Annotated in this window: 14 protein-coding genes and 1 pseudogene; 6 read left to right on the top strand and 9 right to left on the bottom strand. The window is 45.8% G+C overall.

Translation table 11 applies throughout. The features are described from left to right. Nucleotides 1-389 precede the first annotated feature (389 nt). Genes QFZ77_RS05870 through QFZ77_RS05860 form a run of 3 tightly spaced genes read right to left on the bottom strand, consistent with a single transcriptional unit; the run spans nt 390 to nt 3831 of the window. Nucleotides 390-1475: a sensor histidine kinase gene (locus QFZ77_RS05870; protein WP_307437398.1), complete on the bottom strand. Its 1086-nt coding sequence runs from the start codon at nt 1473-1475 to the stop codon at nt 390-392. Continuing rightward, nucleotides 1472-2149: a response regulator transcription factor gene (locus QFZ77_RS05865; RefSeq protein ID WP_307437392.1), complete on the bottom strand. Its 678-nt coding sequence runs from the start codon at nt 2147-2149 to the stop codon at nt 1472-1474. The genes QFZ77_RS05870 and QFZ77_RS05865 overlap by 4 nt, the downstream gene beginning before the upstream one ends. Continuing rightward, on the bottom strand, nt 2134-3831 hold the full coding sequence (locus QFZ77_RS05860; RefSeq protein WP_307437389.1) for an MDR family MFS transporter: 1698 nt from the start codon (nt 3829-3831) through the stop codon (nt 2134-2136). Before QFZ77_RS05860 ends, QFZ77_RS05865 begins: the two co-directional genes overlap by 16 nt. Before the next feature lie 163 nt (nt 3832-3994). Between QFZ77_RS05860 and QFZ77_RS05855 the strand changes: the two genes are divergently transcribed. From QFZ77_RS05855 to QFZ77_RS37725, 4 genes are read left to right on the top strand one after another with little or no spacing between them, the layout of a single operon-like run. After that, nucleotides 3995-4480 carry a hypothetical protein gene (locus tag QFZ77_RS05855; protein WP_307437387.1) on the top strand — a complete coding sequence of 162 codons (486 nt, stop codon included), beginning with the start codon at nt 3995-3997 and terminating at the stop codon, nt 4478-4480. A 21-nt stretch (nt 4481-4501) separates the two neighbouring features. After that, nucleotides 4502-5029 carry an AAA family ATPase gene (locus tag QFZ77_RS05850; protein ID WP_307437385.1) on the top strand — a complete coding sequence of 176 codons (528 nt, stop codon included), beginning with the start codon at nt 4502-4504 and terminating at the stop codon, nt 5027-5029. A gap of 39 nt (nt 5030-5068) precedes the next feature. Further along, nucleotides 5069-5335, top strand: a complete 267-nt coding sequence (locus tag QFZ77_RS05845; protein WP_307437382.1) for a dihydrofolate reductase — start codon at nt 5069-5071, stop codon at nt 5333-5335. A 7-nt stretch (nt 5336-5342) separates the two neighbouring features. Then, nucleotides 5343-5516: a dihydrofolate reductase gene (locus tag QFZ77_RS37725; RefSeq protein ID WP_373462725.1), complete on the top strand. Its 174-nt coding sequence runs from the start codon at nt 5343-5345 to the stop codon at nt 5514-5516. Here QFZ77_RS37725 and QFZ77_RS05840 read toward each other — a convergent pair. Both QFZ77_RS05840 and QFZ77_RS05835 read right to left on the bottom strand, forming a co-directional pair. Then, entirely contained in the window at nt 5470-6108 is a 639-nt protein-coding gene (locus QFZ77_RS05840) for a DUF2306 domain-containing protein (protein ID WP_307437376.1), read from the bottom strand. The two genes, QFZ77_RS37725 and QFZ77_RS05840, sit on opposite strands and share 47 nt — an antisense overlap. Nucleotides 6109-6208: 100 nt before the next feature. Beyond that, a complete protein-coding gene (locus tag QFZ77_RS05835) occupies nt 6209-6748 on the bottom strand; it encodes a PadR family transcriptional regulator (protein ID WP_307437373.1) in 540 nt (179 codons plus the stop codon). Between the two features lie 118 nt (nt 6749-6866). On the opposite strand from QFZ77_RS05835, the gene QFZ77_RS05830 reads away from it, so the two are divergent. Next, entirely contained in the window at nt 6867-8351 is a 1485-nt protein-coding gene (locus QFZ77_RS05830; protein ID WP_307437371.1) for a DHA2 family efflux MFS transporter permease subunit, read from the top strand. 99 nt (nt 8352-8450) lie between these two features. On the opposite strand, the gene QFZ77_RS05825 is transcribed toward QFZ77_RS05830, so the two are convergent. Both QFZ77_RS05825 and QFZ77_RS05820 read right to left on the bottom strand, forming a co-directional pair. After that, the gene (locus QFZ77_RS05825) at nt 8451-9287 is read right to left on the bottom strand and encodes an IS3 family transposase (RefSeq protein WP_307434634.1); all 837 of its coding nucleotides are present in this window, start codon (nt 9285-9287) and stop codon (nt 8451-8453) included. After that, nucleotides 9284-9613, bottom strand: coding sequence for a helix-turn-helix domain-containing protein (locus tag QFZ77_RS05820; protein ID WP_307434631.1), 330 nt, complete (start codon nt 9611-9613; stop codon nt 9284-9286). The genes QFZ77_RS05825 and QFZ77_RS05820 overlap by 4 nt, the downstream gene beginning before the upstream one ends. Nucleotides 9614-9805: 192 nt before the next feature. On the opposite strand from QFZ77_RS05820, the pseudogene QFZ77_RS05815 reads away from it, so the two are divergent. Further along, nucleotides 9806-10258, top strand: a pseudogene (locus QFZ77_RS05815) (PepSY-associated TM helix domain-containing protein); the annotation flags it as partial. Nucleotides 10259-10341: 83 nt separating this feature from the next. Here the strand turns inward: QFZ77_RS05815 and QFZ77_RS05810 are convergent. Next, nucleotides 10342-11508: an ROK family transcriptional regulator gene (locus QFZ77_RS05810; protein WP_307437369.1), complete on the bottom strand. Its 1167-nt coding sequence runs from the start codon at nt 11506-11508 to the stop codon at nt 10342-10344. Nucleotides 11509-11578: 70 nt separating this feature from the next. Beyond that, nucleotides 11579-12280, bottom strand: coding sequence for a copper homeostasis protein CutC (locus tag QFZ77_RS05805; RefSeq protein ID WP_307437368.1), 702 nt, complete (start codon nt 12278-12280; stop codon nt 11579-11581). Between the last annotated feature and the right edge of the window lie 20 nt (nt 12281-12300).

Here is a 12300-nt window from a genome sequence, read left to right as displayed (position 1 = left end):
CAATATTTTAATAATTGGCTATAGTAAGAGCAGGCCCACTTGAAGGACAAGCCGCACAGACGGTACGGCACCCCGATAGGAGCCAGGATATTCTCAACTTAGGGAAGGGGATAGTCCAATGGACCACGTTAGCGAAACATGCCCACTTTTACTTCAAACGACGGAAGAAAAGGTGCGGGAACGGTCTACGTTCATCGGGCATGTGGGAATCCAACACGGTAAATGTGAATAGCGTTTATTCGAGGAAAGGATCCGTTCGTAAGTAAAGTCGTAATTTGCAACGTTAGTTGATTGATTGGAGTTGTGTAGGTACAATTGAATACCATTAGTGATCCTTAGGGACCTCCGGTTATCATAGATAAGCGGGGGTCTCTATTTGCGTTCACCCCTTACTTTGGCAGCGGGAGTCGAACTGTAAATGTGGTCTTCTCTTCGGGCGCACTGACTACGGCAATAGTTCCCTGATGCATTTCGGTAATTTTCTTCACGATAGACAGGCCAAGTCCATTGCCGCCAGACATTCGATTTCTGGATTTATCTGCTTTATAAAAACGTTCAAAAATATGCGCTCGATCCTCCTCCGAAATTCCCGCCCCATTATTCGAAATTCGGATAACCGCTTCGTCCCTGCTGCTTATGAGATGAACGCCGATCGTTCCGCCATTTGGCGTGAATTTGATTGCGTTATGAATCAGATTGGTCCATACCTGGCTCAGCAGGTCCTCGTCAGCAATTAGCGTAATCTCTTCTAGTTCAACATCCATCTCTATGTCTTTATCTACCCACTGCGGTTCGCAGGTCAGAATATGATTGCGTATTTGCTTATCCAGCCGGTAACTTTTCGGCTCAAATGGGTGGTGCTGCGATTCTAACGATGATAGCTTCAGTAAGTTATCGCTAAGCTTAGATAGCCGTGTACTCTCAGCTTCAATGATTTCTAGATAATGTTTACGTTCCGCAGCCGTAATCTGGTCATTCTGTAGAGCGCGGGAGAAGCCGCTAATCGAGGTCAAGGGCGACTGTATTTCGTGGGATACGTTGGAGATGAATTCCTGCCTCATTTTCTCTAACTGCCCTAATTCAACGGCCATGTTGTTGATCGAATCCACCAGCTCCACGAAAGGACCACCATGTGGATTATTATCGACGGACACATTGAAATCCCCTCTAGACATACTTTGAATCGCCTGAACCATCGTTTGAAAGAAGAGCATTTGCTTACTGCGGAAAAACCTGCTCAGGAAGGCCATGGTTATTCCCCAAAGAAACATGCCGCCGAGCGAATTAATCAATTGGACAACGACAGCTGAAGGGCGCTTGTTGATAGACGTAAATAGCCATTCTGTCCCGTAAAAGGCTGCCAACCAATAAAGAATAATAAGCACAAAAATGCTTACAGTAAACAAAAAGCCACGTACCCGCTGAGCTTTTGTCATTTTGCTCTTCACTAACCTCTTTCGTTTCTTCATTCTCATGTTCGCAGCACCTCCATCCGATAACCTAATCCGCGAATTGTTGCGATCCGAAAAGCATGCAGCTCCTCGGGAAACCGCTCACGGAGCCGATTAATGTGCACATCTACGGTGCGTTCGTTACCTTCGTAATCGAAACCCCAAATCTGCTCGATCAGCTGGTCGCGCGAGAAGGTTTTGCCTGGGTAGCTCGCCAACTTATAGAGCAGCTCGAATTCTTTGAGCGGTAAGGTGACGCTCTCCGAGCCTACTGCTACTTCGTAGGTTTTACGGTTCATGCTCAGGTCTCCGACCTGAACCGTTTGGGAAGAAGCAATTTTGTAACGCTTCAACAGTGCCTTCACTCGCATCGCCAGCTCCACAGGCTCGAATGGCTTGACGAGGTAATCGTCGGTGCCCAGCTCGAAGCCTTTGACCTTCTGCGAGGTTTCGCCTTTGGCGGTTAGCATGAGCAGAGGGATATCGTAATGCTCCCTCAGCTCTTTGCACAGCTCCCACCCGTCCATATTCGGCATCATGATATCCATGATCACCATGTCGACTTGGACGCTTTCGAGTTGTTTGAGCGCATCTGCGCCGTCAGAGGCTTCGATGACATCGAAGCCTTCTTTCAGCATGAAGACGCGGACCAGCTCGCGTATATAAGGATCATCATCTACGATCATAATGGGTGCCATATTGTAGCCTCTCTTTTTAAGTCTTGTTTCCTTTTTTTAAGCCTTGTTTCATTCTCTATTCTTTCTAGCATACAACAGCAAACGGGTTTAGAGACGAATTCAGATTGCTGCAGCATCGAGTCTTTATTCGGTCTTACATCGTTATCGGTAGGCTTTGTCTCTTGCGGCAGTATTCTTGCCTTACCTAAGAAGAAGGTGATAATGACTCCGGCAAAAACAATGAGACTCCCTGCCAAGAATATGCCGCTCAAACCATGAACAAACACATGCTGCAGCTCTGTCAAAATGTCGGCAGGCAGCTTCGCTCGCGCATTCGCATCCAGCAGCAGCTGTGGATTGGCGAATTGTTTGAGCTGCTCCGCAGGGATTTGGCGGAACTTTTCGCCCATACCGGAAAGGCCATCTGCCATTCGATTCGTCATCATGACCCCCATGATGCTCACCCCCACTGTTGCGCCGATGGAACGGAAAAACTGAACGAGCGATGTTACGATACCGCGACTAGTTGCTCCAACTTCACCTTGAACTGCAATGTTTAGTGTTGGCATAATAAGACCCATACCAAGCCCAGCCACGATCATATAGAGGATAATGAAGAGCTTGGAAGTACCTGCATCCATGGTCGACATGAAGGTGAAACCGATACCTATGAGGATCATCCCCGTACCTATTAAGGTACGATAGGAAACTTTGCTCGACAGCCTCCCGCCAATAATGGCTGTTGCCACAACGGATAACATAAGAGGCGTCAGGATATATCCCGCAATCGAAGGGCTGACGCCAATGACGCCTTGCACGAATAAAGGAATGTAGGTAATTGCACCGAACATGCCTACGCTCATCAAAACGGCAATCATGCTGGTGACGGAAATGACTTTATTTTTGAACAAATGCAGGGGGATCATTGGCTCTTTGGCTTTGGTTTCAACCCAGAGGAACAAACCCAGAAGAATGGCACACGCTGAGAAAAGACCGATAATTTGTGGAGAGCCCCACGCATAATGGAGACTACCAACTGCCTCGGGATCGCCCCCTAGAACCAGACCGAGCAAACCTGAAACAATAGCTCCGCTTAATGTGAGTGCACCCAACCAATCTATGGAACGCTTCTCAGTGGTACGGCTTTCTTTAAGTGCTGAACCGATAATCACCATCGCTGCGATACCAAACGGAAGATTCACATAGAAAATCCAGCTCCAGTTCAAATGTTCCACGATAAAGCCGCCGATTGCTGGCCCGATAATGCTAGATAAAGCCATTACACCGCCGAACAAACCTTGCATTTTTCCACGTTTCTCTACTGGCATAATATCGCCAATAATCGTCATTGCTATCGGCATTAATGCACCGGCGCCAATGCCCTGCAGACCGCGGTAGATGATTAGCTCCGTCATGTTCGTCGCCAGCCCGCATAGCGCAGAGCCTATTACGAAAATACCAATCCCTACGAGGTAAATACGCTTCCTACCATACAGATCCGCCAACTTCCCAAAGATGGGCATACTCGTCGTCGAGGTTAACATGTAGATGGAGAACACCCAGCTGTACATCGCAATCCCGCCCAGATCTCGAATAACCGTCGGCATCGCCGTCGAGATGATCGTCTGATCCAGGGCTCCCAATAGCATCCCAAGCATTAGTCCTACTATAATCCACGCTACTTTCTTTGGTTCACTACTCATTGCTAATCGCTCCTTTGCCATTTCCTTCGAATGAAATTAGCATAAGGGACATTTATAAACTGAATTTAAACCAGAGTGGGCAATTTATTATGTAAAGGCTTTTATTGGAAAAATTTTTGTGATACATTTTGGGAAAAGGAACTGTTTGGGGGTACGTACCTATATGACCAATCATTCATATGCAGATTTCAAAACGCTTTCCACCAACGAAGCAGAAAAAGCGTTTCAAAATGAAGTCCTCTCCGAGGGATACTCCGGGTTTCGCCGACTGCTAGATGGCATGACGGAGGCGATCAAAACAGCTGGGGATGCTGACATCGAAGGCATTGAGAGGACCATCGCCAAAGCAAGCCGCCTGTTCCCTGAGCCGGTTATCTTCAGCCCCTCGTGGGAATGCATTTGGCCTGAACTCAAAGCTACTTTAGCAGCGAAAAAACATGTCTTATCTACCATATCTCCAACAGACCGCAAAGGCGAGTGGCAGGTTATTATGGACAACCCTCAAGCGGTACAAGAGGTTGTTTGCTACCCCGGTCTGGAATTCCATGACGCCGCCTATCTGTACGCCTACTTCCGGCCTCAACTGGAAAAGTCCGAGTATATCCGGCTGCAGAAGATCCAAACGGTCATTCAAGAGGTTGGCGGTTGATCTAAAATTAGGAGGGATACCATGATTATCATGATTAATGGAGCTTTCGGAGCAGGTAAGACGTCAGCCGCCAATGGGCTTCTTCCCTTCGTCCCAAACTGCATGATTTTTGACCCGGAAGAAATCGGTTATATGCTTAGAAAGCTAGTTAATGTAGATGATCGACTCGTTCATGAGCGAACGGATGATTTTCAAGATATGGAGCTGTGGAGGGTTCTCACGGTCAAGACTGCTGCTGAGTTGAAATTGACGTACAACAAGCATCTCATCGTGCCGATGACGATTTATAAACGCCAAAATTTCGACTATATCTATGATGGATTCAAGGATATAGACAAGGATGTCTTTCATTTCTGCCTCAGCGCTTCCGCGGAAACACTACATAGACGTTTAACCAAACGTGGTGATGAGCCGGGGGGATGGCAATTTCAGCAAGTGGACAAGTGTGTAGCCGCCTTAAAGGACCCTGTTTTTGAGGATCATATTATGACGGATGAATTGGAAACGGGAGATATCATTCGCCTTATTTTAAAGAAAATATCCAAATAACATCTTACCTACGCGAACTCAAAAATGGGGGTTATCTCAGTGGTCGTTTCATTAATAGCAGCAGCATCAATCAACGGCGTGATAGGGATGGATGAGGTTATTCCATGGCACATACCAGGTGAGCAAAAGCGTTTCAAGGAGCTGACTCTCGGAAAATCCATTATTATGGGGAGAAAAACGTATGAGTCCATTGGCAAGCCTTTACCTCAAAGGAAGACTGTTATCATTTCGAGAACTCAGCAAATTACGGATACGAATTGTATAACTGTTACATCATTAGATGAAGCGTATCAGCTGTTAAAATGAAGAAGAGATTTTCATCGCTGGCGGTGGAGAAATTTATAAAGAAGCGCTGCCCTCAGCCGACAAATTGTATCTTACGGTTGTTGAGCAAGAAATCGAAGGTAATATTTATTTCCCTGAATTCGAAAAGGATGCATCTACTTACCTTTCTGAGGTTTTAATAGGAACCATTCCACAACAATGAGATTGATAAGTAAACCGATCCAGATGTTTATTTCTAAAATGTCAGCGACCACTTGCTCACGACCGCCTGCGGGAAGATGGAACCCCATCTTTGCGATATACAGCAAAATACAGATCGGTACAATCAGCCTTGCCGATGTGGCGACGAGCGTAATGGCGTAGCTGCGAATCATCCATACACGGTGCTCATCAAATTGCCTTTTTAAAGCGTATCGGAAGCCTTTCCATGTTGTAAGTAGCCAAAGTAGACTCAGTGCTAGAAATGCCATGGCCTTCGTAAAGCTTTCGATATACAAGGTCATAACGAGTCCCAAGAGACCGCCTAGCATAACGCTGATGACATACACGCGCCCCAAAGCTCTATGCCATGCCGGATAGTTGGTGCGGAAGCGCTTATGAAATTGAAATAAACCGCTAACGAGCGCAACGAACGCGAATCCAATATGTAGAACAAGTACGGTATAGTGTAGGGAAAATGCCGTATTCAGCTTTACTCGGCTGTCGGCCGGATTCAAGGTGACGTAGGGAAATATCGCGGCAATCGCCACGCCTACGATGATGATTACAAAGAAAATCCCTAGCTTTTTACTCATATACAGCCCCCGTTTATGTTCATCACTTCTTCTGCTATCTTACCTCCCCGGTCTAAAACCCTTCTAAATTAATCCTTAAATAAATATAAACTCGTTACATTTATTTCAGCTTCGACTTCATCCATTCGCACCAGACCAAGTCTGCGTCTACTTTCATCGTTGCTTTCTGGATCAGCACATAGAGCCCGAATAACGGATCATGGATCTCCAGTTCCTCGAGCGGTTTAGCACTATCCTGTTTAACTCGTTCATAAGATTGTGTAAACCGCTCTTTCTTCTTCTGGTAGTATACCTCACGCTCATGAAGCATTTTCCGTGCTTGTTTCTTGTCTACAAGGCCAATGCAGAATACCTTCAGTGCCAACTCATCCCTTACTATGGGCTCATCTGTAGGCTGCGCAATCCATTGTCGGAGCGCTTCCCTGCCATTATCCGTTAGGGAATACACTTTTTTATCCGGTTTATCCGATTGTGGAACATGCACAAATTCAACGTACCCCTTCTGCTCTAATTGAGCAAGGAGTGGGTATATTTGGCTATGCTTAGCTTGCCAAAAAGGTTGAATATGCTGCATAAGTTCATAGCCAGTTCGGGAATTTCTGGTTAAAAGGCTTAGTAAGCCATATGAAAGGGTATTCATAGCCACTCCTTTGTTATGTCATTATTGACATATACATTCATTTGGTAGTATGATAATTTTCATTCAAATTATAGAGAATACTACGGATAAGATCAATGGATAGAGTGGAGGCATTACTTTGAGTAAAGATGAGTTAAAGCAGGTTCGTTTTTGGCCGATCATGATAGCCATTTTCTTCGGGTCGTTCGTTGCGATCCTGAGTATGAGTACAATTAATATTGCGATACCGATTTTAAGTGAACATTTCCAGAGCGATTTAAGCAAAATCCAATGGACGATTACAGGCTTCATGCTCGCTAGCGGTACGATCGCCCCAATTACAGGCTATTTGGGTGAGCGGTTCAGCTATAAACTTCTATATGCTACGGCACTCGCTGGCTTTACGGTGTTTTCCTTTTTATGTGCAGTCGCTTGGGACGCTCCTTCTCTCATTGCCTTCCGCATTGCGCAAGGCGCCTTCAGCGGACTCATCATGCCGGCGACCATGACCATTGTGTACCAAGTGATACCGCGGGATAAACAGCCGATTGCGATTTCCCTTTGGTCCTTGTCTGCCATGATGGCTCCTGCTATTGGGCCTACCTTGGCCGGTTGGCTATTGCAAAATTGGAGCTGGCACTGGTTGTTCCTCATGAACGTGCCTGTCGGTATCATTGCCATTCTTCTCGTATTTAAATTGATTCCTTACTATCGTCTCTCTGTACCGAAAAAGTTTGATTTACTTGGCTTATTAACGGTCATCGTAAGCAGTCTTTCCTTACTCGTTGCATTCTCTCAAGGTCATGCTTGGGGATGGACGTCAGGTAAAGTTATTGGCTTGTTCGCGCTCGGTATTCTTGTGCTTCTGCTCTTCATCTGGAGAGAGCTCCGCGTAGAAACACCGCTGCTGAATATTCGCGTATTATCTAATTCACGTTATACACTAACACTAATTATTTCTAGTATTGTTACGATTAGTTTATACTCAGGCACTTTTTTGACTCCTATTTTTCTGCAAAATATTCAGCACGTGACACCGCTTGATACGGGCTTAATCCTGCTCCCTGCCTCACTTGTGATGGCATTAAGCATGCCAATTGTGGGCAAACTATATAGTATTGTAGGTCCGCGTATTCTCATATTCATCGGTATTTCCTTAATCGCTATAGGAACATTAACGCTCAGCTGGCTAAGTGTCGATGTATCTCGCGGTTATATCGTGTTCTGGATGATCGTTCGGAACCTTGGGATCGCCTTTGCCACCATGCCATCGAGTAATGCTGGGATGGAGCAAATTCCGAGAACGTTGTCCGGTCATGCGACTTCAATTAGCAACTGGGTACGCAATGTGTTCGGCTCCTTTGCTATTGCCTTGTTTACTTCTGTCCTTTCAACCCAAACAGCCACGCATGCCAAGGAATTGGCCAGCAGCGGTTTGAAGGATAAGGTACAGATCGGGATGCAGTCCTTCACAATGAGTGTGAATGATGTCTACTTGCTAGCCACATTCATCGTGCTAGCCGCGCTGCCGCTCAGCTTGTTTATTGGCAAGCAGACTGCGCCTGCGGAGATATCTACTGCTGCTCCGACTCCCGCCGTTGTTCAACCCAAACCAGCTGAATAAGAAGGGCAGCGGCCGACATAGGCAGCCTAGTAACATATTGAAAAAACCTACTGTATGCAACATGGTCAAGACCCCGTTTAGTGGACATTGGAAAAAGCCCTATGCAACAAGCTGGCGCCGGTATTCAACCGGTGTCAGCTTGTTTAGTTTTCGTTGAGCACGATCTTCATTGTAAAATTGGATAAATTCCTCGATTCGCCTTTGTGCCTCATCAATAGATCGTATATCATAGGGATAGAGTGCTTCGACTTTAAGATGAGAGAAGAAGCTTTCTATCGAGGCGTTGTCATAACAATTTCCTCGGCGTGACATGCTGATTTGGGCTCCAACCTGTGGCAGCATGTCGTGATAAGCATGAGACGTGTACTGGCTTCCTTGATCACTGTGAATGATCAATCCAGTCACGTCTTTATGTTTTTTGAATGCCTTCTTAAAGGTCTCTAGAACAAGTGGATTGTCGTTGTTCCTACTTATATGGTAGGCAATGATTTCGTTATTCCAGAGATCCTTAACGGCTGACAGATAGATTCTTTCATCCAATACCCGATACTGGGTTACGTCGGTTACCCATTTTAGATTGGGGGCGTCTGCATTGAAATTCCGTTGTAACAGATTCTCTGCGATTCGGCCATCCTCTACGGCTGCTTGCTGACTTGTACGGTGAACATATTTGCGGCGGATAACAGCCTGAATGCCCAGCTCCTGCATTAAACGCAATACCTTCTTGTGATTAACCACAAGGCCATGCTGGCGGTACAACTCATCCTGTACGCGTCGGTAGCCGACAGTCTTGTTACGCCGTTCGAATATGGCTGTAATTTGCAGTTTCAGATCTTCGTCAGGATCATGGTTGCTTCTTTTCAGATAGCTATAGTATCCACTACGACTGATGCCAAGGTATTGGCATAATCCTTTTATGCTTTGTCTGTTCTTCATTTGGTCGACAACGATGTGCTTACAGTATGCACCTCCTGATTCAAGATTTGTAACCACTTTTTTAGCACGTCTACCTCCAATTGTAGCCTACGGAGTTCGCGCTCTTGTTCGGTCTCCGTTCGTTTTGGATCTCCCCGACCATCCTTAAATGCGGTGTCTCCAACTTCCCGATACTTCCTCACCCATACCTTAATTCGATCTTTATCCTGAACTCCCAAATGAATAGCAATGGACCTCTGACTCCAGCCCTCCACCGTGTGAAGACGAATTGCCTCCATCTTAAGTGATTCAGGATAATGCTTAAACTTTTGCCCTTTCAAAGCCATAAAAAAACACCCCCTAGAATTTCATCGGTTTAACCCTAGGGTTTTTCCAATGTCTATTCTAAAGGGTGCACTTCAACATGCATCAGTAGGTTTTTTTGCGTTTATTACACTCAGCAATCCCTCAGCTAGGTCTCAGATTCTTTTCAGGATAAGCCTCTATACTACACCTATACCAACAAATTTGGAAAAGGTGGGTTTCACATGAAAAGAACACGTCAACTACATTTATGGATTGGCCTGATTTGCTCGGTTTTTATTTTGATCCAATCGATTACGGGACTTCTCTTATCCGAGAAGTGGCTGACAGGCTCAGGTGGAGCAGAGATGCGACCTCCTGGGGCTATGTCTCAATCCTCTACTTCGATGACTCCTTCTGCCGCGGGCGATCAAGGAACAGCCGGAGCTATGCAGGGAAATAGACCTGCATTTAACGGCTCTGGCCCCGGTCAGGAAGGAGCAAACAGTCTGACAGGTATCATCAAGGGACTTCATGAGGGGAAAATCGGGAATACCAATGTGAAATGGCTTGTCGACATAACGGCAATAAGTATGATCTTCCTCACGATTACAGGCATTACTTTATCGATCAAGACGCTTCGTGCTCAAGGGATTCAAAGGAAGAAACGCCGGGCTTTAGAAGCTTAAGATATCGTATCATTTTGTACATTTCCATAAAAAAAGCGTTACGGACGTGGGCTGCCGCCTCAAACGTCCGTAACGCTTTTATTTTAAGATTTATCAACGTAGTTATTCATCACTAACATGGCTGCGCCTACAACGATCGATTTGCTCTTCAATTCGGAAGTCAGGATTTTGAACGTATCACGAAAAGGCTCCCATACCACCTGACCGCACTGTTCTTCGATTAAAGGCACAATCTCACTGTAGTTTTCCACCAAATCACCACACAAAATGACGGCATCGGGATTGTACATGCAGACGATATTGTTTATGGTTATGCCAATGTAAAGCGAAGTTCTGGATATAATATCTTGGGCCCAGTTCTCTTCGTTCTGTGCCGCAGCGAACAGCTGCTGGATATCGGCGGTCTCCTTGATTCGGTTTGCTTCATGCAGAATAGCCGACTCGTCGATATACGTTTGCAGACATCCTCTTTTGCCACATTCGCACATGTTGCCATTCGGATCCAGCGTGGTATGTCCTAACTCCCCGGCACTGTTTGAACCCCCACGAAAAATGTCACCATCAATGATCAAAGAGGAGCCAACTCCGGTGCCCAACTCAATCAATGCTGTCTTTCTCGATCCGCGGGCGGAGCCTAGTAAATACTCAGCAAGGATTTTCACTTTCAAGTCATTATCAATGACCGTAAGAATATGCAGCTTGTCCTGGATGAACTGGGCGAAAGGGATATTTCTCCAACCCAATGTCGATGAATATTGGACGATTCCCCGTTCATGGTCGATCACGCCGGGCACACCTATGCCGATGCCAATGATTTTAGACTTGTCGAGATTTTTATGCGCAATTATCAAGTTAATCGTTTCGGAGATGATGGCCGCCGTAGCTTCAGGGGTTGTTTGCAGAGCGATATGTTCAACTCGCTCCTCATGGAGAAGTTCGCCGCTGAACTCCATGACGCCGAACTTAATCACCTTTTTACCGATGTCTACCCCGATTGTAAAAACCGCCTGGGGATCGATATCTAACATAATCGCCTTACGTCCAACGCCTACCGAGGTTAACGCGGTTTCTCTCACCAATCCTTGTTCACATAACTCGCCTACGATACGCCCAACAGATGTAGGACTCAACTTGGTGATTTTGGTGATTTCCGCACGGGAGATGGGCCGACTCTTTTTAATGATTTCCAAAATCATCTGCTTATTGTGCAGTCTGATAACATCTTGGTCATGCTTTTCAATTTTTTTCATTTACTTGGATTCCTCTTCTTTATTCCACCCATGTTAATAAACCTAATGTTAACCATCCTATACACCGCAGTCAACCATTAGCAACATGATCCCTACCTATATTTTTTATATCTTTAATTTTTTCTGTATCGATCTCATTTAACGGATTATGATCCACCCGTACCCCTCTTCCGAAATGAATCTCTGTAACACCTGTCGATTGAAGGAAGGAGGGAATTGCACCTACCGTCAATCCACTTCCGGCTAAAATTTGCAGGTGCGAATGTTCCGTTTGTTTAACAAGCCGGCTTATCTCTTCTTGCGCATCAAGAACGTTTGGCTTTCCGCCAGATGTGAGCACCCGGTCAATTTGGCTATAAGATAGAAGTTCCTCTAAAGCTTTCTCCAGATTGCTTACTTCGTCAAATGCACGATGAAAAGTCACGGATAATCCTTCCGCCTCATCTAACAATCGACGCAGCGTCTCGTGATCAATCCTACGGTCTGGGGTAAGCGCCCCAAGCACAATGCCATGCGCCCCAATCCGTTTTACAGTCTGTATATCTTTCATCATCACGCCCAGATCTCTCGGGTCATAGTAAAAAGATTGGCTATGCGGGCGAATCATCACTTGAACAGGGATGTTTGTGCTATGCACAACCTCGTCAATTAACCCGTAGCTAGGTGTTAACCCACCCTCTAGAATCCCAGTTACGAGTTCGATACGATCCGCACCGCTCTGTTCGGCCAATAAAGCATCTTTCACTGTAGTTGCAATAACTTCCAGCAGCATGATTCTCCCCCTTTCACCTA

It is taken from the genome of Paenibacillus sp. V4I3, from assembly GCF_030817215.1.
GTDB lineage: Bacteria > Bacillota > Bacilli > Paenibacillales > NBRC-103111 > Paenibacillus_E.
The sequence above is the reverse complement of the archived record's forward strand: the minus strand, read 5'-3'. Positions and strand labels throughout refer to the sequence as shown.